At 70.3% G+C, this 22,427-nt stretch carries 19 protein-coding genes; 8 read left to right on the top strand and 11 right to left on the bottom strand.

Annotation, left to right across the window (positions count from 1 at the left end):
• Positions 1-28: 28 nt before the first annotated feature.
• Both ABD108_RS01290 and ABD108_RS01285 read left to right on the top strand, forming a co-directional pair.
• Positions 29-1,693: a DAK2 domain-containing protein gene (locus tag ABD108_RS01290; protein ID WP_343929028.1), complete on the top strand. Its 1,665-nt coding sequence runs from the start codon at positions 29-31 to the stop codon at positions 1,691-1,693.
• Entirely contained in the window at positions 1,690-4,026 is a 2,337-nt protein-coding gene (locus ABD108_RS01285; protein WP_220656011.1) for an ATP-dependent DNA helicase RecG, read from the top strand. The genes ABD108_RS01290 and ABD108_RS01285 overlap by 4 nt, the downstream gene beginning before the upstream one ends.
• Here the strand turns inward: ABD108_RS01285 and ABD108_RS01280 are convergent, their stop codons facing one another.
• The 10 genes from ABD108_RS01280 to ABD108_RS01235 form a co-directional block, all read right to left on the bottom strand.
• On the bottom strand, positions 4,027-4,641 hold the full coding sequence (locus ABD108_RS01280; protein WP_220656010.1) for a TetR/AcrR family transcriptional regulator: 615 nt from the start codon (positions 4,639-4,641) through the stop codon (positions 4,027-4,029).
• A 10-nt stretch (positions 4,642-4,651) separates the two neighbouring features.
• Entirely contained in the window at positions 4,652-5,452 is an 801-nt protein-coding gene (locus tag ABD108_RS01275; RefSeq protein ID WP_343929027.1) for an enoyl-CoA hydratase family protein, read from the bottom strand.
• An 8-nt stretch (positions 5,453-5,460) separates the two neighbouring features.
• Positions 5,461-6,618, bottom strand: a complete 1,158-nt coding sequence (locus ABD108_RS01270) for an acyl-CoA dehydrogenase family protein (RefSeq protein WP_305111965.1) — start codon at positions 6,616-6,618, stop codon at positions 5,461-5,463.
• Positions 6,619-6,632: 14 nt separating this feature from the next.
• Positions 6,633-8,630: an ATP-binding protein gene (locus ABD108_RS01265; RefSeq protein WP_343929026.1), complete on the bottom strand. Its 1,998-nt coding sequence runs from the start codon at positions 8,628-8,630 to the stop codon at positions 6,633-6,635.
• Positions 8,631-8,638: 8 nt separating this feature from the next.
• A complete protein-coding gene (locus ABD108_RS01260) occupies positions 8,639-10,228 on the bottom strand; it encodes an acyl-CoA carboxylase subunit beta (RefSeq protein WP_343929025.1) in 1,590 nt (529 codons plus the stop codon).
• A 40-nt stretch (positions 10,229-10,268) separates the two neighbouring features.
• Complete coding sequence (locus ABD108_RS01255; RefSeq protein ID WP_343929024.1) at positions 10,269-11,444, bottom strand: acyl-CoA dehydrogenase family protein; 1,176 nt, start codon at positions 11,442-11,444, stop codon at positions 10,269-10,271.
• On the bottom strand, positions 11,441-13,180 hold the full coding sequence (locus ABD108_RS01250; RefSeq protein WP_343929023.1) for an acyclic terpene utilization AtuA family protein: 1,740 nt from the start codon (positions 13,178-13,180) through the stop codon (positions 11,441-11,443). The genes ABD108_RS01255 and ABD108_RS01250 overlap by 4 nt, the downstream gene beginning before the upstream one ends.
• Positions 13,177-13,962 (bottom strand): TIGR03084 family metal-binding protein, encoded by a 786-nt coding sequence (locus ABD108_RS01245; protein WP_305111775.1) that lies wholly within the window; start codon positions 13,960-13,962, stop codon positions 13,177-13,179. Before ABD108_RS01245 ends, ABD108_RS01250 begins: the two co-directional genes overlap by 4 nt.
• 122 nt (positions 13,963-14,084) lie before the next feature.
• Positions 14,085-15,689: a succinic semialdehyde dehydrogenase gene (locus ABD108_RS01240; protein ID WP_343929022.1), complete on the bottom strand. Its 1,605-nt coding sequence runs from the start codon at positions 15,687-15,689 to the stop codon at positions 14,085-14,087.
• Between the two features lie 11 nt (positions 15,690-15,700).
• Positions 15,701-16,615 carry an acetoacetate decarboxylase family protein gene (locus ABD108_RS01235; protein WP_305111773.1) on the bottom strand — a complete coding sequence of 305 codons (915 nt, stop codon included), beginning with the start codon at positions 16,613-16,615 and terminating at the stop codon, positions 15,701-15,703.
• A 193-nt stretch (positions 16,616-16,808) separates the two neighbouring features.
• On the opposite strand from ABD108_RS01235, the gene ABD108_RS01230 reads away from it, so the two are divergent.
• Both ABD108_RS01230 and ABD108_RS01225 read left to right on the top strand, forming a co-directional pair.
• Entirely contained in the window at positions 16,809-17,738 is a 930-nt protein-coding gene (locus ABD108_RS01230) for an NAD-dependent epimerase/dehydratase family protein (protein WP_220656001.1), read from the top strand.
• Positions 17,739-17,775: 37 nt separating this feature from the next.
• Complete coding sequence (locus ABD108_RS01225; RefSeq protein ID WP_220656000.1) at positions 17,776-18,459, top strand: type 1 glutamine amidotransferase domain-containing protein; 684 nt, start codon at positions 17,776-17,778, stop codon at positions 18,457-18,459.
• 13 nt (positions 18,460-18,472) lie between these two features.
• Here the strand turns inward: ABD108_RS01225 and ABD108_RS01220 are convergent, their stop codons facing one another.
• On the bottom strand, positions 18,473-19,168 hold the full coding sequence (locus tag ABD108_RS01220) for an HNH endonuclease family protein (protein WP_220658416.1): 696 nt from the start codon (positions 19,166-19,168) through the stop codon (positions 18,473-18,475).
• Between the two features lie 83 nt (positions 19,169-19,251).
• Between ABD108_RS01220 and ABD108_RS01215 the strand changes: the two genes are divergently transcribed.
• From ABD108_RS01215 to ABD108_RS01200, 4 genes are all read left to right on the top strand, one after another.
• Positions 19,252-20,526 (top strand): glutamate-5-semialdehyde dehydrogenase, encoded by a 1,275-nt coding sequence (locus ABD108_RS01215; RefSeq protein WP_343929021.1) that lies wholly within the window; start codon positions 19,252-19,254, stop codon positions 20,524-20,526.
• A 31-nt stretch (positions 20,527-20,557) separates the two neighbouring features.
• Positions 20,558-21,007 carry an SRPBCC family protein gene (locus tag ABD108_RS01210; RefSeq protein WP_220655998.1) on the top strand — a complete coding sequence of 150 codons (450 nt, stop codon included), beginning with the start codon at positions 20,558-20,560 and terminating at the stop codon, positions 21,005-21,007.
• A 70-nt stretch (positions 21,008-21,077) separates the two neighbouring features.
• On the top strand, positions 21,078-21,530 hold the full coding sequence (locus tag ABD108_RS01205) for an SRPBCC family protein (RefSeq protein WP_220655997.1): 453 nt from the start codon (positions 21,078-21,080) through the stop codon (positions 21,528-21,530).
• Positions 21,527-22,426: an AAA family ATPase gene (locus tag ABD108_RS01200; protein WP_305111771.1), complete on the top strand. Its 900-nt coding sequence runs from the start codon at positions 21,527-21,529 to the stop codon at positions 22,424-22,426. Before ABD108_RS01205 ends, ABD108_RS01200 begins: the two co-directional genes overlap by 4 nt.
• The last annotated feature ends 1 nt before the right edge of the window (position 22,427 follow it).

Below are 22,427 nucleotides of genomic sequence, written 5' to 3'. Positions count from 1 at the left end.
TGTGGGACGACCCACTAGGCTGGGAGCCGTGACGGGACCGATGGAGCCGGACGGCCGCGTGGTGGTGGCCTGGCTGCGGCGCGCGGTGCTCGGACTCGAGCGTTCCGTCGACGAGATCAACGCTCTCAACGTCTTCCCCGTGGCTGATGCCGATACCGGTACGAACATGCTGGTCACGCTCCGTGCCGCCGCCCGCGCGGCGGAGGAGGCCGACCGCTCGGAGGGGCCCCATGCGGTGGCCCGTGCCACCGTTGCCGGCGCCGTCTCCGGTGCCCGCGGCAACTCCGGGGTCATCGTCTCGCAGATCATGCGCGGCGTGGTGGGAGAGCTGGGGCCGGAGGCCGATCTCACCGCGGCGGGCCTCGCGGCGGGCCTGCGCACCGCCACCGACCTGGTGACCTCCGCGGTCGCTGCACCCGTCGAGGGCACCATCCTCTCGGTGCTCCGCGGGGCCGCCGACGGTGCGGGAGCCGCCCTCGCCGCCGGTGGCGATCTTCCCGTGTGCGTGCGCGCGTCCGCCGACGCCGCCTTCGACGCCCTGCTGCGCACCCGCGCCCAACTCGATGACAACGCCCGGGCCGGTGTGGTGGACGCGGGCGGCCGCGGCCTGCTGGTACTGCTCGACGCCTTGGTCGAGGTGACCGCGGGTGCGCCGCCCGAACGTCCCCGCTTCACCCGGCAGGTGGCACCGCACGTGCAGGTCCAGGTGGAACCCGGGGGCGCCGCCCACGGCCACGATCACGACGATCCGCCGCGCGGTCCGCACGTGGACTACGAGGTGATGTACCTCCTGCCGGAGGCGACCGAGGCGTCCGCGAACCGGCTCCGGGACGAGCTGCAGACCTTCGGTGATTCCGTGGTCGTGGTCGCCGCGTCCGACCCCGATCCGGTGGCCACCTGGTCGGTGCACACGCATACCACCGAACCCGGACGGGCCATTCAGGCCGGACTCGCGCTGGGCAAGCTCCGCGGCATCGCGGTGAACGTGCTCCAGGAGACCGGCCACGGCGAGACCCCGCTGCAGGCGCTGCTCGACGCGCCGCGCGCCATCGTCGCCCTGGTCTCGGGTGAGGGGGCGGCCGAGCTCTTCGCCGCCGAGGGGGCCGAGGTGATCCGCTGCGACGAGGGCATCACCCACGCGGCGCTGCTCGCGGCGCTGCACAGGTTCGAGGGCCGCGAGGTGCTGCTCATGCCGAACGGAGCGCTGCCCACCCCGGAGCTGCTGGCCGTGGCCGCCCGCTCCCGGGAATCGGGGGTGCTGGTGACGCTGCTCCCCACCTCGTCGATGGTGCAGGCCATCGCCGCCCTCGCGGTGCACGATCCGCGCGGCCACGCCGCGGACGACACCTTCTCCATGGCCGAGGCCGCCGCCGGCGCGCGCTGCGGCTCCGTGGTCGCGGTCACCGAGGACGCACTGACGATCCTCGGCCCGTGCGGGCCCGGGGACTACCTCGGCATGGTCGGCGGTGAGGTGGTGGTGCTGGAGGAGGATCAGTACTCCGCCGGTGAAGCGCTGGCGGAGCTGTTGCTCGCGACCGGTGGCGACATGGTGACCGTCTTGCTCGGTGACGCCGGCGACGGCGACTTCCCGGACCGGGTGGGCGCGGCGCTGCGGCCCGACCGCCCGGAGGTCGAGGTGGTCGGTTACCGCGGAGGGCAGACCGGCAGCGTGATGGAGATCGGCGTCGAATGAGCCCAGCCGCGGACCTCACACTGCAGACTCCGCTGGTCGATGCGATCGATCCCGAGATCGCCGATCAGATGACCTCCGAACTGGGGCTGATCACCGTCGGTGATCTGCTGCGGCACTTCCCGTTCCGGTACGAGGGCGGCGCCTCGATCGACGAGGGGACGCGAGCCACCGAACCCAAGATCGGCGACGACGTGGTGGTGATCGGCACCGTCACCGCGGTGACACCGCCCCGGGCCCACCACCGCGGCAAGAAGATGTTCAAGGTGCAGGTGGTCAACAAGGTTCGCGCCTACGACGTGACCTTCTTCAACTACCTGCCCAAGCCGATCCAACCCGGCCGGCAGATGCTGCTGATCGGCCGGCTCGGCGAGTTCAATCACAAACTGCAGCTGACCCATCCGGACTGGCTGGTGCTCCCGGACGACGATATGAACTCCGCGCAGGCCTTGGCGGCCAACGAGACCGGCGCCACGAAGGCGGGCTCCAAGCGTCTCAAGCTGGCCAATCTCGCGCTGCTCACCGGTCCGGTGGTGCCGATCTACCACGGCACCAAGAACATGCCCACCTGGCTGATCGCCTCGATCGTCGACGCCGTGCTGGGCCGGCTGGCTCCCGTCCCCGAGTCGCTGCCCGCCGAGTTCCGGACGCTGCACGGGCTCCTCGACCTCGACCAGGCGCTGCGGGTCGCACACTTCCCGAAGCGGCGCACCGAGGCCGACGCCGCCCGGCGGCGCCTGGCCTTCGACGAGGCGGTGGCCATCGAGACCGCGCTCGCCCGGCGGGCGCACGACGTGGGCACGGTGCCCGCACCCTCGCTCGCCGCGCCGGACGGTCCGCTGCAGACCGGTCTGCGGGAGCGGCTTCCGTTCCAGCTCACCGACGGTCAGGAGGAGGTGCTCGCCGAGATCCTCGGTGACCTGTCCCGTGACCATCCGATGACCAGGTTGCTGCAGGGCGAGGTGGGCTCGGGTAAGACGCTCGTGGCGCTGCTGGCGATGCTGGCCGCGGTCGATGCGGGCTACCAGGCCGTGCTGCTCGCGCCCACCGAGGTGCTCGCCACCCAGCACATGCTCTCGATCACGAAGATGCTCGGCGACCTGGGGGAAGCGGGCCAGCTCGGTGCGGCGGAGGCCGCCACCACCGTCACCCTGCTCACCGGTTCGATGAACACCAAGGCCCGCCGGGCGGCGCTGCTGCGCATCGTGACCGGCGAGGCGGGGATCGTGATCGGTACGCACGCGCTGCTGGAGGACACGGTCGACTTCTTCCGGCTCGGCCTCGTGGTGGTCGACGAGCAGCACCGGTTCGGTGTGGAGCAGCGGGACCGGTTGCGACGCAAGGGGCCCGACGACATGACGCCGCACCTGCTGGTGATGACGGCGACGCCGATCCCGCGCACCGTGGCGCTCGCGCAGTTCGGCGACATGTCCACCTCGGTGCTGCGCGAACTGCCCCGTGGCCGGCAGCCGATCCAGACCTCGGTGGTGCCGCAGTCGCGTCCCGGTTGGATCGAGCGCGCCTGGGCGCGGGTCGACGAGGAGGTCCGGGCCGGGCGGCAGGTGTACGTGGTGTGCCCGCGGATCGGCGACGATCCGACCGGCGAGCAGGCGAAGTCCTCGTTCACCGATGAGGACTACCAGTTCGAGCAGGTCGCGGCGCCGTCGCGGGGGAAGTCGGCCCGGGCGGAGGTCGCCGAGGAGACTGAGCCGCAGGACGATCAGCCCCGGATGACCTCCGCGATCGACATGTACGCGCAGTTGGTCGGCGGCGAGCTGGCGGAGCACCGGATCGCGCTGCTGCACGGCCGGCTGCCCGCGGAGGAGAAGTCCGAGATCATGGCGGAGTTCGCCGCGGGTGACGTGGACGTGCTGGTGGCCACCACCGTGATCGAGGTGGGTGTCGATGTGGCGAACGCGACCACCATGGTGGTGATGGACGCCGAGCGATTCGGCATCAGCCAGCTGCACCAGCTGCGCGGTCGTGTCGGACGAGGCGGCCTACCCGGGCTGTGCCTCCTGGTCACCGACACCCCGTCGCCCCGCACGATGGAACGGCTGGAGGCGGTGGCGGGCACGGTCGACGGCTTCGCCCTCGCGCAGCTCGATCTCGAACACCGCGGTTTCGGCGACATCCTCGGCGTGGACCAGTCCGGCCTGGCGCGGCGCCTGAGCTTCCTCGATCTGGCCAACGACGGCGACGTTCTGGACGCCGCGCGGGCACTCGCCTTCGAGGTGATCGATGCCGATCCGGAGCTGGAAGATCATGTGGCGCTGCGCGAGATGAACGCGGTGATCCTCGGCGGCAGCCGCGAGGACTACCTCGACAAGGCCTGACTAGCGCGCGGCGGCGAGGGCGGCGAGTTGCGCGCCCCAGAACTCGACGACCTGCTCGCGGCGCTCGGTGTCATCGGACAGCAGGTCCGCGAGCCCCAATCCGCGCGCCAGATCCAGGGTGGCCTGCACGGCGCGACGGCCCTGCTCGTCGTCGCGATCGAAGCCCAGCAGTGTCATCGCGAGCCCGAAGACCTCACGGGAGTGCCGATTCTCGAAGGGCAGCATGCGCTCCCGCAGCGCATCGTCGCTCGCGGCCGCCGTCCACACGTGGAGCGCCGCCTTGAACAGATCGTCGGTGTAGTACTCGACGATCAGCCGCGCCACCGCGTAGGGGCGCTCCGGGCCGTCGGGGACCGCGGCGCCGGCCTGCCGGGCGTGCTCGATCCGCTGCTCGCCCATGTACTCCAGCGCGGCGGTGATGAGGTCCTCGCGGGTGGGGAAGTGGTGCTGGGCGGCCCCGCGGGAGACCCCCGCCTGCCGCGCGACACTGCCGACGGTGGTCGCCCCCCAGCCGCGGGCGGCCAGGGAGGCGATCGTCGTCTCCAGCAACCGCTGCCGGGTCTCCCGGCTGCGGGACTGCTGCGGCGCCCGGATGGGCGGTCGGAGGGCACTCATTCGGGCCAGCTTAGTGCGCGGCCACGGGCTCGGCCCAGCTCGGCGCGCGTTTCTGCAGGAATGCGGTGATCCCCTCCACCGACTCCGGTGAACCGAACAGCCGGGCCGACTGGTCGGCGAGCGCCTCGGCGCGGGTGTCGAACGAGGCGAGCACGTCGTGCCACAGGATCTGCTTCGTCTCGCGCAGGCCCTGCGGGCTGCACAGCCGCAGCTCCGCGAGCTGCGCCGCCACCGCGGCCTCGGGATCGTCGACGGCGGCGGTGATCAATCCGTGGCCCGCCGCCTCGGCCGCGTCGAACTTCCTACCGGTCAGCAGGAGTGACGAGGCCACGCGCGAGGGCAGGTGCGGCAGCAGCACGAGCGAGACCATCGCCGGTGCCACGCCGATCCGGGTCTCGGTGACGGCGAAGGTCGACTCCGGTCCGGCGAAGACGAAATCGCAGGAACCGATGAGGCCGAAGCCGCCGGCCCGGACGTGGCCGTTCACCTGTGCGATCACCGGCTTGGGGGATTCGATGACGCCGCGCATCGCATCGATCATCGCGAGAGTGCGCGACTTCGGGTCCGCTCCCGCACCGTCCGCCGCCGCCTCCTTGAGATCGGCACCGGCACAGAAGGTGCCGCCGGTGTGGGTGATCACCACGGCGCGGACGGTGTCGTCGATCCCCGCGCGATCGATCCCGGCCCGCAGGTCGGTCAGTAGCCGCTGCGAGATCGCGTTGCGGTTGTGCGGGCTGTCGATCGTGAGGTGGGCGGCACCGTCGCGGGCCTCGTACCGCACCAGGGGCGCGCCCTCGGATCGCTCGGTCACGATGCCTCCTAGTAGCTCTTGGGCAGGCCGAGCGTGTGCTCGGAGATGAAGTTGAGCACCATCTCCCGGCTCACCGGGGCGATGCGGAACAGGCGCGAGGCCACCAGCATCTGGGCCAGCCCGTACTCGGTGGTGAGCCCGTTGCCGCCGAGCGTGTGGATCGCCCGGTCGACCGACTTCGCGCCGGCCTCGCCGCCTGCGAACTTCGCCATGTTCGCGGCCTCGGCCGCGGCGAACTCCTGGCCGGCGTCGTACAGCGTGGCGGCCTTCTGCAGCATCAGCTTCGCCAGCTCGGTCTCCACCTTGAGCTCGGCGAGGGGATGGGCGATCGCCTGGTGCGCACCGATCGGGACCTTGAAGACGGTGCGGCCCTTGGCGTAATCGACGGCCCGGTCCAGGGCGAACCGCGCCGAGCCGACGGATCCGGCGGCGGCCATGATCCGCTCCGGGTTCAGGCCGGCGAAGAGCTGCGCGATCGCGGCGTCGGGCTCGCCGACGAGGGCGTCGGAGGGGAGCCGCACATCGTCGAAGAACAACGTCCACTGCGACTCGGGAAGCCCCACCTCCATGGGGATCTTGGTCTTCTGCAGGCCCGGTGAATCGGTGGGCATCAGGAACAGCGCGGGGCGCAGCTTGCCCGATTTGGCGTCCTCGGTGCGCGAGACCACAAGGATCACGTCGGCCAGCTCGATACCGGAGATGAAGGTCTTCTGCCCCGAGATGATCCAGTCGTCGCCGTCCCGGCGCGCGGTGGTGGTGATCCGGTGGCTGTTGGAGCCGGCGTCGGGTTCGGTGATGGCGAACGCGGCGATGGTCTCGCCGGACGCGATGCCGGGAAGCCAGCGCTGCTTCTGCTCGTCGGTGCCGAACTTGGAGATGATGGTGCCGTTGATCGCCGGCGAAACCACCAACATCAGCAGCGACGAGCCGACCGCGGCCAGCTCCTCGCCGACGATGCCCAGTTCGTACATGCCGGCTCCGCCGCCGCCGTACTGCTCGGCGATGTTCACGCCGATCAGGCCGAGGTCGCCCGCGGCCTTCCACAGTTCGGTGGGGCCCTCGCCCGAGGCGATCTTCTCGCGCATGTACTCGGGCCCGAACTTCTTGCCGAGCTCGGACACGGTCCGGCGGAGGGCGATGCGCTCCTCCGACTCGATGACGTCCATCGATACGGTCATGGCTACTCCTGCTCCTCCAGCACGGCGACCACTGCGCCGGCGTCGATGTTCTGGCCCACCTCGACCGCGATCGTGGTGAGGACTCCTTCTGCGGGGGCGCTGATGGCGTGTTCCATCTTCATGGCTTCCATCCACAGCACCGGCTGCCCGGCGGTCACGGTGTCGCCCACCGCCGCGCCGATGCGGGTGATCACGCCGGGCATCGGCGCCAGCAGCGATCCCGCCGCCGCGGCCGCCTCACCCGAGGGCAGCGGGTCGATCAGGGCGAGCGTGGCACCGCCACGGGCGGAATCGATCTCGACCACGGTCCTATCGCCGGGGTAGGCGGTCACCACGACGGTGCGCCGTACACCGTCGCGTTCCACGGCCACCGTGGCCGTGGAACCGTCGTCGCTCACGGTCGCGACGGCGCCGGAGTCGGCGGTGAACCGCTTCTCGGCGGCGTCCTCGAACTCGGGGACCAGCGTGCGGGCACCCACGTTGCGCCAGCCGGGCGCCACGTGCGGAAGCGGGCTCGCGGCCGCGGCTCGGCGGTCGAGCACGGCTCCGGCGGCGTCCGCCGCCACCGCGAGATCGTCGTCGTCGAGCAGGGGCGCGGCGAGGCGCTCGAGCCGCTCGCCGGTGAGGAAGTCGGTCGCGAAATCGCCGGCCTTGAAGTCGGCGTCGGCGAGGATCCGCACCAGTAGGTCCCGGTTGGTGGTGATGCCGTGGACGACCGCCTTGCGCAGCGCGGCCTCGGTGATCGCGAGGGCCTGCGCGCGGGTCGGCGCGAAGCCGATCACCTTGGCGAGCATCGGATCGTAGAAGACCTCGACGACGCTGCCCGCGGGCGCGAGGGCGCTGTCGAGCCGGATGCCGGGGCGGTCCGGTCCGGAGAACTCGCTGACCACGCCGGGCACCTCGAAGCGGTGCACGGTGCCGGCGGCGGGACGCCAGTCGTTCGCGGGGTCCTCGGCGTAGAGGCGGGCCTCGATGGCCCAGCCGCGGGTGGCCGGCGGCTCGGCCGCCGGGAGCGGGAGTCCCGCGGCCACGTCGAACTGCAGGCCGACCAGGTCGAGGCCGGTGGTGGCCTCGGTGACCGGGTGCTCCACCTGGAGACGGGTGTTGACCTCGAGGAAGAAGAACTCGCCCGCATCGGTCGCGAGGAACTCGACGGTGCCCGCACCGGTGTAACCGATGGCCTTGGCGGCGTTGGCGGCGGCCTCGTACAGGGCGGTGCGCATCGCCGGATGCCGCTCGACGAGCGGCGACGGGGCCTCCTCCAGAACCTTCTGGTGGCGGCGCTGGATCGAGCACTCGCGCTCGCCGACCGCCCACACGGTGCCCTGGGAATCGGCCATCACCTGGACCTCGATGTGCCGGCCGCGCTCGAGGTAACGCTCGCAGAAGACGGTGCCGTCGCCGAAGGCCGACTTCGCCTCGCGCTCGGCGGTCTCCAGGTTCTCCTGCAGCTCGGCGCGCGTGCGGACCACGCGCATGCCGCGGCCGCCGCCGCCCGCGGAGGCCTTCACCAGGACGGGGAAGTCGCTGTCGGAGACCTGATCCGGGGTGAGGTTCGTGAGCATCGGCACGCCGGCCTCGGCGAGCCGCGCTTTCGCCGCGACCTTGGAGCCCATTGCGGTGATGGCCTCGGGCGAGGGGCCGATCCAGACGATGCCCGCGGCCTGGACCGCGGCGGCGAAGTCGGCGTTCTCGGAGAGGAAGCCGTAGCCGGGGTGGATGGCCTGCGCGCCGGTGGCCTTCGCCGCGGCGATGATCTTCTCGCCCTGCAGGTAGGTGTCGGCGGGGGACTCGCCGGGCAGGCGCACGGCCTCGTCGGCCTCGGCGACGTGCGGCGCGTTCGCGTCCGGGTCGGAGTAGACGGCCACGGCGCGCAGGCCGCGGGCGTGGGCGGCGGCGATGACGCGGCGGGCGATCTCGCCGCGGTTGGCGACGAGGACGGAATCGAAGGAGCCGGCGGCGAGGGCGGAATCGGCCGCAGTGGTGGTGATGTCGGTCATGGAGTTCCTCACATCCGGAAGACGCCGAAGGCGTCGGTGCCGTGGACGGGGCCGTTGTGGATGGCGGAGAGGGCCATGCCGAGCGCCGTGCGGGTGTCGCGGGGGTCGATGATGCCGTCGTCGTAGAGCATGCCGGACATGAAGGCCGGCAGGGACTCCTTGTCGATCTGGGTCTCGATGGCGGTGCGCATGCCGTCGACGAAGGCGGGGTCCATGGCCTGACCGCGGGAGGCGGCGGAGGCCGCGGCGACCTCGGTGACCACGTCGGCGAGCTGCTTTGCGCCCATGACCGCCGAACGCGCGCTGGGCCAGGAGAACAGGAACCGCGGGTTGAACGCGCGGCCCGCCATGCCGTAGTGGCCGGCGCCGTAGGAGGCGCCCGCGATCAGCGAGAGGTGCGGCACCTCCGAGTTGGAGACCGCGTTGATCATCATCGAGCCGTGCTTGATCATGCCGCCGCGCTCGTACTCGGCGCCCACCATGTAGCCGGTGGTGTTGTGGATGAACAGCAGCGGCGTGTCGTACCGGTTCGCCAGCTGGATGAACTGCGTGGCCTTCTGAGCCTCCTCGGAGAACAGGACGCCACGGGCGTTGGCCAGGATGCCGATCGGGTAGCCGTGCAGGTTCGCCCAGCCCGTGGTGAGCGAGCCGCCGTAGAGCGGCTTGAACTCGTCGTAATCGGAGTCGTCGACGATGTGGGCGATGATCTCCCGCGGGTCGAAGGGGATCTTCAGGTCGTCCGGGACGATGTCGAGCAGGCCCTCGGCGTCGTAGCGCGGGGGCTTGACCACGCTCGACGGTGCCGCGCCCTGCTTGCGCCAGTTGAGCCGCTTGACGATCGAGCGGGCGATGCGGGCCGCGTCGAGTTCGTCGCTGGCCAGGTAGTCGCCGAGGCCCGAGGTGCGCGAGTGCATCTCGGCCCCGCCGAGGGTCTCGTCGTCAGAGATCTCGCCCGTCGCGGCCTTCACCAGGGGCGGACCGGCCAGGAAGACCTTGGAGCGCTCCTTGATCATCACCACGTGGTCGCTCATGCCGGGGATGTAGGCGCCACCCGCGGTGGAGTTGCCGTAGACGACGGAGATCGTGGGGATCCCGGCCTTCGACAGCTGCGTGAGGTTGCGGAACATCGCGCCGCCGGGGACGAAGACCTCCTTCTGCGTGGGGAGGTCGGCGCCGCCGGACTCGACGAGCGAGAGCACGGGGAGGCGGTTCTCGCGGGCGATGTCGTTGAGGCGCAGCGATTTGCGCAGCGTCCACGGGTTCGAGGTGCCGCCCTTGACGGTGGGGTCGTTCGCCACCACCATCACCTCGACGCCCTCCACGACACCGATGCCGCCGACGAGGGAGGCACCCACCTGGAAGTCACTGCCCCAGGCGGCCAGCGGCATCAGTTCCAGGAACGGGGATGCGGGGTCGAGCACGCTGTCGATCCGCTCCCGCGCGGTCAGCTTTCCGCGTCCCCGATGCCGCGCCACGTACTTCTCGCCGCCGCCGGCGAGGGCCTTGTCGAACTCGGCGGTGAGATCGCCGAGCTTGCCGATCATCGCCTCGCGGTACGCGGGCGCGTCGGGTGAGGGGGTGCTGCGGAGCACCGTCATGGTCGTGTTCCTTTGCCTTCGTGGGTTCCGGAGTGGGGGATCACTTGTAGCCGAGGCGATTGGCCGCGAGCGTGGTGAGGATCTGGTTGGTGCCGCCGCCGATGCCGAGGATGCGCACATCACGGTAGTGCCGCGATACCTCGTACTCGGACATGTACCCGTGGCCACCGAACAGTTGGACCGCCTCGTTCGCGACCCATTCGGCGCATTCGACCGCGGTGTTCTTCGCGAAGCAGGCCTGCGGCACCAGCTCGGCCGCGGCCGCGGGACCGCTGGTCTCGAGGGCGACGGTGTACTGGTCGGCCACGTGCCGGCTGTACACGCGGGCGACCTCGATCCTGCGCCGCATCTCGGTCACGGTGTTCTGCACGGCCTGACGTTTGATCAGGGGCTGGCCGAAGGTCTCCCGCTGGCGCACCCAGTCGAGCGTCAGGTCCAGGCAGCGCTGCGCATGCGAGTACCCCTGCACGGCGAGGGCCAGGCGCTCGGTGACGAAGGCGGCGCCGATCAGCAGGAAGCCGCTGCCCTCCGGGCCGATCAGGTTCTCCGCCGGGACGCGGACGTCGGTGAACGAGAGTTCGGCGGTGTCGGAGGCGTGCCAGCCCATCTTCTTCAGCGGTGCGCTCACCTCGAAGCCCGGCAGCCCTTTGGGGATCACCAGCAGGCTGATGCCGGAGGCGCCCTCGCCTCCGGTGCGGACCGCCGTGACCACCCAATCGGCGCGGATGCCGGAGGTGATGAAGGTCTTGGCGCCGTTGACGATGTAGCTGTCGCCGTCCTTACGCGCGGTGGTCTTCAAGTGCCCGACATCCGAGCCGCCGCTGGGTTCGGTGATGCCCAGCGAGCTGATCTTCTCGCCCGCGAGCACCGGTGCGACCCACTGCGCCTTCTGCTCATCGGTGCCCGCGAGGATGATGTGCGGCACCGAGATCCCGCAGGTGAACAGGGAGGCGAACAGGCCGCCGGAGCCGCCCGCCTCGTGCATCGCCTCGCACACCACGAGCGCGTCGCGGGGATCGCCGCCCCCGCCGCCCACCGATTCGGGGAAGGAGACGCCGAGCAGGCCGAGGTCGCCCGCCTTGCGGTGCAGATCGCGGGGGAGCAGGCCCTCGGCCTCCCACTGATCGAGATGCGGCAGGATCTCCCGCTCGGTGAAGGCGACCACGGTCTCGTGCAGCGCGCGGCGCTCCTCGGTGTCCCAGGGGGTGATGGTCATGCGTTCTCCTCGGGCTGGACGGGCAGCAGTGCGGTGGGCAGGTCGACGGTGCGGGCGCGCAGCCATTCGCCCAGGCCCTTCGCCTGCGGATCGAAACGGTAGCCGTGCGCGACGCCCTTGCCCAGGAGGTCCTCGATGACGAAGTTCACCGCACGCAGGTTCGGCAGTTCGTGCCGGCGAACGGGGAGGTTCGCGGTCTCCGGGAGCAGTTCGCGCAGCAGGGCCTCGGTGAGGTTCGTGCGGAGCCAGGCGTAGGCCTCATCGGTCTCCGCCCACACGCCGATGTTGGCGCTGCCGCCCTTATCGCCGCTGCGCGCGCCGAACAGGGCGCCCAGCGGCACGGAGGCGGTCGCGCCCTGCGTGGGCGCCGGCGTACCCGGCTGTGAGGGATCGGCCGCAAGCTCCTGCGTCACCGTCGGGGGCGCGATGTCGACGACGGTGCCGTCCGGGCGGTGCGCGCGGTGCGGCACGTCGGCGTTGGGCACGTACACGGCCTGGTAGACGCCGTAGGGGCCGCCCTTGCCGGGGGGTGCCATCGGCGAGGCGCCGGGGTAGGTGGCGAGTGCGAGTTCCACGGCGGCGGAACTGAAGGCGCGGCCCACCCGGTTCGGGTCCGGATCCCAGGCGACGGCGGTCAGGGTCGCCGATGCGGCGGCCTCGGTATCGGCATTGGGATGGTCGGTGCGGGCCAGCCGGAACTGCAGGTCCGACGGTGCCGGATCCAGCGCGGCCCGCAGCTGGGCCTCCAGGAGGGCGGCCTTGCGCTCGATGTCGAGGCCGGTGAGCAGGAAGGCGATCTCGTTGCGGAACCCGCCGAGTGTGGTGGTGGCCACCTTGGTGGTGGTGGGCGGCGCCTCGCCGCGCACGCCCGTCACCGCCACGCGATCGTCGCCGTCCTGGGCGAGCGACATCGAGTCGAGCCGCAGGGTGACATCGGGATTGGCGTACCGCTGCCCCGTGACCTCGTAGAGCAACTGCGCGGTGACGGTCCCCACCTCGACCACGCCGCCGGTGCCCGGCTGCTTGGTGATGACGAAGGAACCGTCGGCCGCGATCTCGGCGATGGGGAAGCCCGGGTGCAGCAGCTTCTCGATCGGATGCCGGTCGAAGAAGGCGTAGTTGCCGCCGGTGGCCTGGGTGCCGCATTCGATGATGTGCCCGGCGGCGACAGCGCCGGCGAGCGCGTCGAAGTCGGTGCGCTGCCAGCCGAACTCGGCGATGGCCGGGCCGAGGATCACCGAGGCGTCCGTGACGCGGCCGGTGATCACGATGTCGGCGCCGGCGGTGAGGCAGTCGGCGATGCCGAACGCGCCGAGGTAGGCGTTGGCGGTCACGGCGTTCGGGACGCCCAGATCGCCCGCCCGCGCGAGCAGATCGTCACCGTCGACCCAGCCCACCCGAAGGTTCCGGCCCCGGCCGTCGGTGTTCTCGATCTCCTTCTGCACCGCGGTCGCGAGACCCTGCGGGTTGAGGCCGCCCGCATTGACGACCACCTTGGTGCCGCGGTCCGCGAGGGTGTTCAGGTGTGGGGTGAGGTGGCGCAGGAAGGTCTTCGCGTAGCCGAGATCGGCGTCCCGGAGCCGGTCGCGGCCCAGGATCAACATGGTGAGCTCGGCCAGGTAGTCGCCGGTGATGTAGTCCACCCGCGGCCCGTCGAGGATCTCGCCGAGGGCGGCCGCGCGATCGCCGTAGAAGCCGGAGATGTTGGCGATGCGGACGCTGCGGTTCTCGGTCACTTCGACGATTCCTCCTGCGGCGCACGGCCGCTGCCGGGTGCGCCGGCGAAACATTGTGCGATGGTCAGCCAGTGGGTGGCATCGTCGCCGGTGGCCACGAGGTCGGTGTCGGCCACGTTCACACGCTGGGTGGCGAGGCGGCAGAAGTCGACGAGCGAGCCGGTCACGCGCTGGGTGGCGTCGCCCGGGCCGAAGGCGATCACCTCGCCGTCGGGCGCGGTGAGCACCACGCCGAAGGGCTCGGCGGGCGGTGTCTCGCCGTTCACCGTGTAGGCGAAATCGCGGGTCTTGTAGGCGATCTTGGCCACATGCGGCAGGGCGGCCGGAACGTCGAAGGCGATGCCCGCCGCGTCGGCGATGTCGAGGCCGTGCGCCCAGGTCTCCATGAGTCGGGCGTTCGCCATGGTGGCCGGCCGCATCGGCGGGCCGAACCAGGGGAGCGGGGTGCCGGGATCGGCGGCGCGCAGCGCCTGGGCGAGGGCGACCCTGCTCCGGTCCCAGCGGGCGCGCAGGTCCGGATCGGCGGCCAGCTCCTCGGCGCCGGCGTCGACGAATCCCATCGGGTCCTGCATCGCCTCCTGCAGGATTGCAGTGAAGCCGTCGGGATCGGTCGCGGCGACGAGGGAAACCTCGTCGGTCCACGCCAGGTGGGCGACCTGATGGGCCACCGTCCAGCCCTGCGCGGGGGTGGGCAGCGACCAGTCCGGGAGCGAGTCCGCGATCTCGGCGACCGCGTTCGAGGTGGCTTCGAGGGCGTCGAAGACGGGGGCTGAGGTGGGCACGGACCCACTGTGGCATTCGGCGGCGAAAAAAACAAGCAGCAATGCTTGTTTAAGGGCCCGGGCGTCGGAGTGAAACGCCCGCGCGGTCCTGCTGGGCCCACGCGGCCGCTTCGCTCAGGCGCTCACCGCGCCCCGAATCGCTTCCAGGCGGACAGTCCCGCGGTGAGTGCAGGTGCCCAGAACCGCCACGGAATCCCCGCCGGCGGATAGAAGTTGAGCCGGGCCTGGTGGGCGATCGTCTGCGCCTCGGTGTACTTCAGGAGCCCGTCCACCCCGTGGCGCCGTCCGAGGCCCGAATCGCCCATGCCGCCCATCGGGGAGTCGATGCTGCCCCAGGCTGCGGCGAAGGCATCGTTGATGTTCACCGTTCCCGAATGCAGCCGCGCCGCCACCTCCCGCGCGCGCTTGGTGTCCGAGCCCCAGACGCTGCTGTTCAGGCCGTACACCGTGTCGTTGGCCCGACGCACGGCCTTCTCGTCGTCGGCCACCGGGTAGATCGAGACGACCGGTCCGAAGGTCTCATGCGCGTAGAGGGTCATCTCGGGCGTGACGCCGGTCAGGATCGTGGGCTCGTAGAACAGGGGGCCGATATCGGGGCGGGCGCGGCCGCCCGCCAACACGGTCGCGCCCTTGCTGACCGCGTCCTCCACGTGTGCCGTCACCGTCCGCAACTGCTTCGCCGTGGTGAGGCTTCCGACCTCCGGGCGGTAGTCGAACGCCGCCCCCACATTCAGGGCTCGCGTCCGCTCGACGAACTTCGCCACGAACTCATCGCGTACCGACTCCGCGACGTACATGCGCTCGATCGAGACGCACAGCTGACCCGCGGACGGGAACGCCGCGGCGACGGCTCCGGCGGCGGCGCGGTCGATATCGGCGTCGTCGAGGACGAGCATTGCGTTCTTCCCGCCGAGCTCGAGCGACGCGCCGATGAGGCGCTCGCCCGCATCGCGGGCGATCTGTCGACCGGTGGCGGTGGAACCGGTGAACATCATGTAGTCGGCGCCCTGCATGAGGGCATCGCCGATGGAGCTGCCGCGGCCGATAACCATCTGCCACACGTCCTTCGGCAGGCCGGCCTGATACATCAGGTCCATGGCCCACAGTGCGGTGAGGGCGGTTTGTGTATCCGGCTTCTGCACGACAGCGTTGCCCGCCATGAGTGCGGCGATCGCGTCGGTGGCGGCCATCGACAGAGGGTAGTTCCACGGCGAGATGATGGCCACGACACCCTTGGGGTGGTGCAGTTGCGTCGTGTGGGTGAGGAACGGGAGTGCCCCGCGCCGGCGCTCCGGGGCGAGAAGCTTCGGGCCGGTGCGGGCGTAGTAGCGCGCAGCGATCGCGGCATCGGCGATCTCGAGGAAGGCGTCACGGCGGGTCTTGCCGTTCTCGGCCTGCATGAGGTCCAGCCCCGTGTCCTGGTTCTTCAGTACCAGATCGTGAAAGCGCAGCAGGATCTTCGCCCGCTCGGCCGCGGGCGTTGCAGCCCACCCGGCCTGCGCCCGACGGGCCCGGTCGAAGGCGAAGTCGACTGCGTCCGGGGTCGAGACGGGGAAGTCGCCGAGGGGCTCGCCCGTGTACGGCGCGGTGGTGACGGACCGGTCCGCGTCGGTGGTAGCGGTCACCCGTCCGGCGAGCCGGCGCAGCAGCGCGGGGGTCAGGGACGCCGGAAGTGCGGCGTCGACGCCGACGGTGGCTGTGGTGGGAGTGTCTGTGGTGATGGTCATTTCGGCGTCCTTCAGCGAACCGAGAAGGGGACCGGCATGTGCAGCGCGGCCTGGGCGGAGGTGTTGACGTCGAACGAGATCGCCCGGATCGTCTTGAGCGAGCGCAGGTCGTCGGCCATGCGCCCCTCACCGAGCTGGAGGTCGAGGCCGCGCGGGAGGACGGAGCTGCCGCTCGCGAGGATGTTGGTCTGGTTGAGCGTGGAGTGCCACGCACCCTCTCGCTTCGTGTACGAAGTGAGGGTCGAGACCTTCTCCCCGCTCGCGAAGCGGCGCTGCTTCGGGGTGGCGGCGGAGAGGGCGACGTCGATCCCGCCGTCGGCGTTCGCGATCCGTGCGCTGGTGCTGGTCTCGTCGATGTCGACGTCGAGTCCGGTGACCCACTTGGGGAAGCCGTAGCCGTCGTGGCCGCGTACCTGGGCGATCTCGGTGTTCACCGGCAGCGAGAGCACGTACGAGTGCAGGTGGTCGTCGCCGAGGGCGGAGACGGCATCGGCGACCGCCGTGCGCCGGCCGCCGTTGCGGGCGGGTCGCACCGCGACGCCCACGGCCGCCTCCGTGTAGAAATCGATGTCGCACACGTCGTACCGGAAGAGCATCAGCGAGACCACGCCGACTCCCGGAGCGATCTCCAGGGGCGAGAGCTCCTCAGGGAGTCGCTTGCGGATCGCGCTGCTCGGGGCCAACAGGGTGAGTCGCGCCGAGGACATCGCGTAGTAGAAGTTGGGCGTGCGCGTCGAGCCGATCGGCGACTGCACCTCCGTCTTCGGGAGGGTGCGGAAGAAGTCGACGCCCGGCACCCGCGGGTCGGCGGCCACCTCGTCGAGGGGGACGTCCATCCGATACCGGTCGAACAGGCCGGCTTTCGGGACCGAGACGGTCCGTCCGCCCAGGTCGACAGTGACAGTTGCTGCGGTCCCAGTGCTCATGTGCGTGATCCTCACTCAATGTATGCGTTGCTTACATGTCGACAGTAGGCTCGCGGTGTAAGCACTGTCAACATGTGTGAGCCACCTCGCAGGATGTCGGCTCCGAGGCATTGTTGACACTGCTTACATCGACGCCTACTGTGGAACTGCCGCGGCGGTCGCCGCAAGCTTCACGACAACGAAAGGTCCTCAGGTGCAAACGATCCTCGGCGCGAACGGCCAGATCGGGACCGAGCTCGCTCGGGAACTCCACGCTCGATACACCACCGACATCCGCCTCGTCAGCCGCAATCCCAAGCCACTGCATCCGACAGACGAGCTGGTGGCGGCGAACCTGCTCAGCGCCGAGGAGACGGACGCCGCCGTCGCCGGCAGCGAGATCGCCTACCTGACCGTCGGCCTGCCGCCGGACTCGCAGATGTGGGCGGATCAGCTCCCGGTGATGATGCGCAACACCATCGAGGCGTGCGCCAAGCACGGCACGAAGCTGGTGTTCTTCGACAACACCTACATGTATCCGATGACGGACGTGCCGCAGACCGAGGACGCGCCGTTCCGGCCCGCCGGTAGCAAGGGGCGGACCCGGGCGCAGATCACGACCATGCTGCTGGAAGCCATGGCAGCCGGGCGCGTGGAGGCCGTCATCTGCCGCGCCCCCGAGTTCTACGGCCCCGGCAAGACCCAGGGCTTCACCAACACGATGGTCTTCGATGCGATCGCCGCCGGTAAGAAGGCACGCGTCCCGCTCCGTGATGATGTCCGCCGCAGCCTGATCTGGACGCCGGACGCCAGCCGCGCCATGGCGCTGATCGGCAACACCCCCGCGGCGTACGGGCAGACCTGGCACCTGCCCGTCGACGACGCACGGCCGACGTACGCCGAGCTCATCAGCATCGCCTCGGCGGCCTGGGGTCGGGAGATCGACTACTCGGTCGTGCCGAAGGCCGCCTTCTTCGTGGCCCGGCTCTCCAACAAGGGCGTTCGCGAACTGTGGGAGCTGCTGCCGCGCTACGAGGTGGACAACATCTTCGTCTCGGACAAGTTCAAGGCAGCGTTCCCCGAATTCCGCGTGACCACCTTCCAGGAGGGGGTGGCCACCATCCACCACGAGCACGACGCCTGACCAGATGAACGAACTCGACCACCCAGAAGCGGGCACCATGTCCAAGCGCATCCTCACCGTCGTCACCAATGTCGGTCACTACGACGACCCGTCGCACAAGACCGGCCTGTGGCTCTCCGAGCTCACCCACGCCTGGCACGTCTTCGAGGAGGCGGGGTTCGAGCAGGTGCTCGTGAGCCCGAGCGGCGGCCCTGTGCCGCTCGAGCCGCGGTCGCTGAAGTTTCCCAACTACGACAAGACGGCCAAGGCCTGGCGTGCGGACCCCGCGCGGATGGCCCTGCTGGAGACCACGAAGAGCCCGGACGAGATCGACTCCGCCGAGTTCGACGCGATCTTCTTCACCGGCGGACACGCCGTGATGTACGACTTCCCGGACAGCGAAGGCCTGCAGCGGATCAGCCGCGAGATCTTCGAGCGGGGCGGCATAGTCTCGTCGGTGTGCCACGGGTACTGCGGCCTGCTCAACACGCGCCTCTCGAGCGGCGAATATCTGGTCGCGGGCCGCAAGGTCACCGGCTTCGCCTGGCAGGAGGAGGTTCTGGCGCGGGTGGACAAGCTCGTGCCGTATAACGCCGAGGCGGAGATGAAGAAGCGAGGCGCACGGTACGAGAAGGCGAAACTGCCGTTCGTCTCATACGCCGTCGTCGACGGGAACCTCGTCACCGGGCAGAACCCGGGCTCGGCGAAGGAGACAGCGAAGAAGGTCGCCGCACTCCTGTGACGCGGCGCGACAGCTAGTCGCAGGTCGACGCCGCCCGGTCGATGACCGCCGCTGACGCCCGATCCACCGACACTCCGTACTCCCGGGCCACGAAGGCGAACTGCCGCGCGTACTGGCAGTGGAACCGCTCGTTCGACGGCATCCACCGGCCGGGCGGGCTGTCGCTCTTGTTCTCGTTCGCCGGACCGTCGACCGCCACCAGGTTGCGCGGATCGTTGGCGAACCGGGTGCGCTTGTCGTCGTCCCACGACCACGCGCCCATGTCCCAGGCGTAGGCGAGCGGAATCATGTGGTCGATCTGCACCTTCGCCGAGGTCTTGGCGCCCCGCTCGAACCGGACGGTGCTGCCGCTGTACGGATCGGCGAGCGTGCCGGTGGCGACGGCCCTCGGGCAGGCGGAGGTGCGGGCATAGGTCTTGTCGATCAGATCGCGGTCCAGCACGTCGTTGCGGGTATCGCACCCGTTGTGGCCCAGGGGCGCTGCCTGATCGTCGGTCCAGGCCTTGCCGAAGGAGGCACGCCGATAGGGCTGCGGAGCCCGCACTCGGGACTCCACGATCGTCACCCCGGCCAGCGGAGCACCGTCGGCAACCGTGCCCGGTGCGGGGGAGGGGGCGGCACCGTCGGACCGATCCCGGACCGCGCCGACCGCCACGACGATGGCCGTGAGCGCCGCGAGGACGAGCGCCACCCACATGCGCCGCGACAGGCGCCGGCTCCTCCCCCGAGTAGTCACCGCCGGAACGTAACACCGCGCCCTGACACACACGGCCGGACACGTATTCTCGGACCATGAGCACGCCCACCACGCAGGACGCCGATCTCACCGCCGCGACCGAGGCGGTCCAGGAGGCGGCGCGCGCCGCGCGCGCCGCGTCCAAGCAGCTGGTGACCCTGACCACCGAGCAGAAGAACGCGGCGCTGCACGCCGCGGCCGACGCCCTGCTCGCGAACAAGGACCGCATCCTGGCCGCCAACGCGGAGGACGTGGACCGCGCCCGCGCCGCCGGCACCGAGGAGTCGCTCGTCGACCGGCTCGCGCTCAACGCCTCCCGCGTTGACGGCATCGCCTCCGGTCTGCGCCAGGTGGCCGGCCTGCCCGATCCGATCGGCACCGTCCTGCGCGGTTCCACCCTCCCCAACGGTCTCGAGCTGCGACAGGTCGCCGTGCCGCTCGGCGTGGTGGGCATCGTCTACGAGGCCCGGCCCAACGTCACCGTCGACGCCTTCGGCCTCACCCTCAAGTCCGGCAACGCCGTGCTGCTGCGGGGCTCCAGCTCGGCCGCGTCCAGCAACGCCGCGCTGGTCGCCGTGCTGCGCGAATCGCTCGCCGCGAGCGGCATCACCGAGGACGCCGTCGCGCTGCTCTCCGCCGAATCCCGCGCCAGCGTCACCGCCCTGATCCGCGCCCGCGGCCTCGTCGACGTGGTGATCCCGCGCGGCGGCGCGGGACTCATCGCCGCCGTGGTCCGCGACGCAACGGTGCCCACCATCGAGACCGGCGTGGGCAACTGCCACATCTACGTGCACTCCGCCGCCGACCTCGACATGGCCGAGCGGCTCGTGGTCAACGCCAAGACCCGCCGCCCCAGCGTGTGCAACACCGTCGAGACCGTGCTCGTCGATGCGGCGCTCCGCGACACCTTCCTGCCCCGCCTCCTCCGAACCTTCCAGGCCGAGGGCGTCATCGTGCACGGCGACGAGGCCGAGATGGTGCCCGCCACCGAGACCGACTGGGCCGACGAGTACCTGAGCCTGGACGTCGCGGTGAAGGTGGTCGACGGGCTCGACGCCGCGATCGAGCACATCGACCGCTACGGCACCGGGCACACCGAGGCCATCGTGACCGGCGAGCTCGCCGCCGCCCGCGAGTTCAGCACCCGCGTGGACGCCGCCGCCGTCATGGTGAACGCCTCCACCGCCTTCACCGACGGCGAGCAGTTCGGCTTCGGCGCCGAGATCGGCATCTCCACCCAGAAGCTGCACGCCCGCGGCCCGATGGGCCTCCCGGAGCTCACCTCCACCAAGTGGGTGGCCTGGGGTGACGGACATGTCCGACCCCGCTAACAGGCGGCCTCCGCGGAGGTAGGTTGTCGCCATGGCTATCAACGAGTCCCTCGAATTCGACATCGACGCCCCGGTCTCACTGGTGTTGGACACGCTGGCCGATGTCGACGCCCTGCCGAACTGGTCGTCGGCGCACAGCAACGTCACCGTCGTCGAGCGCGACGCGAACGGCCGGCCCAGCGTGGTGGACGCCTCCGTGGGCCTGCTCATGTTCAGCGACGATCTGACCTTCGACTACGTCTTCACCGACACCAGCTGCAAGTGGGACACCCGCAACGAGGGCACCGCCGTCCGCAGTCAGGGCGGCATCTATGAGCTGTCTCCGAAGGGCGACGATCAGACGCACGTCAAGGTCACCATGTACCTCGACCCCAAGGTCAAGGCGCCCGGCTTCGTGGTCAAGAAGGGCATCAAGATCGCGATGGACATCATCAAGAACGGCCTGACCAAAGAGGTCATGGCACGCAAGGCTGCCGCCTGACCTACCTCCTTCGGTGCACGCGGCGCGGCTACCCGTGAACGGGTTCTCGGAGCGGGGGTAGGTTGGCGCCATGACAATCAACGAGAAGGTCGAGTTCGAGATCGACGCGCCCGCCTCGCTCGCCTACGCGACGCTGCTGGATGTCGAGTCGCTCCCCGAGTGGTCGTCCTCGCACAAGAGCGTGGAGGTGGTCGAGCGCGACGCCTCCGGCAACCCCAGCCTGGTCAAGGTCGAGGCCGGCCTCATGGGCATCAGCGACAGCCTCACCTTCCGCTACGAGTTCACCCCCGAGACGAAGGTGGCGTGGCAGTCCGAGGGCGAGGGCCTGGCGGTGAAGTCGCAGGGCGGCTACTACCAGCTGACCCCGATCGGCGACGACAAGGTGCACGTCCTGGTCGACATGAACATCGACCTCAAGGTCAAGCTGCCCGGCTTCGTGGTGAAGAAGGGCGTGAAGATGTCGGCCGAGATCGCGTCGAAGGGCTTCACCAAGGAGGTCCTCAAGCGGAAGGCCGCGCAGTGACCAGTGCCGTCGCGCCGGCTCCCACTGCCCTGTTCAGCAGCGTCGACGATGTCGCCGCCGCGCTCCGCGAGACGGGCTACATCCCCTCGACCGCGACCGCCACGGCCGTCTTCCTCGCCGACCGGCTCGGTAAGCCGCTGCTGGTCGAGGGACCGGCGGGCGTCGGTAAGACCGAGCTCGCACGCGCCTGCGCCCAGGCGCGAGAGGCCCGCTTCGTCCGGCTGCAGTGCTACGAGGGCATCGACGAGGCCCGCGCCCTCTACGAGTGGAACCACGCCAAGCAGATCCTGCGGATCCAGTCCAGCGGGAACGACGGCGACTGGGACGACACCAAACAGGACGTCTTCTCCGAGGAGTTCTTGCTGCCCCGCCCGCTGCTGCAGGCGGTCCGGGAGAGCGGACCGTCGGTCCTGCTGATCGACGAGGCCGACAAGGCCGACCTCGAGTTCGAGGGCCTGCTGCTCGAGGTCCTCTCCGACTACGCGGTCACGGTGCCCGAGCTGGGCACCATCGTCGCGCAGCGCAAGCCGCTGGTGTTCCTCACCAGCAACGCCACCCGCGAGCTGTCGGAGGCGCTCAAGCGGCGCTGCCTGTACCTGCACATCGACTTCCCGGACGCCGAGCTGGAGCTGTCGATCATCCGCAGCCGGGTGCCGGAGCTCTCGTCCGAGGTGGCGCAGCAACTGCTCCGCGTGATCGCCACCCTGCGCGGGCTCGACCTGAAGAAGAAGCCCTCGGTCTCGGAGACGCTGGACTGGTGCCGCACCCTGCTCGCGCTGGGCATCACCGGATCGGCCAACGGCTCCATTGACAAGGCCGCGCTCGCCGCCACGCTCGGTGTGGTGCTCAAGCACCAGGTCGATATCGAAACCGCCTCGGCCGCACTGGGACTGTAGC

This window comes from Tsukamurella strandjordii (assembly GCF_039525985.1).
Taxonomy (GTDB): Bacteria; Actinomycetota; Actinomycetes; order Mycobacteriales; family Mycobacteriaceae; genus Tsukamurella; species Tsukamurella strandjordii.
The sequence above is the reverse complement of the archived record's forward strand: the minus strand, read 5'-3'. Positions and strand labels throughout refer to the sequence as shown.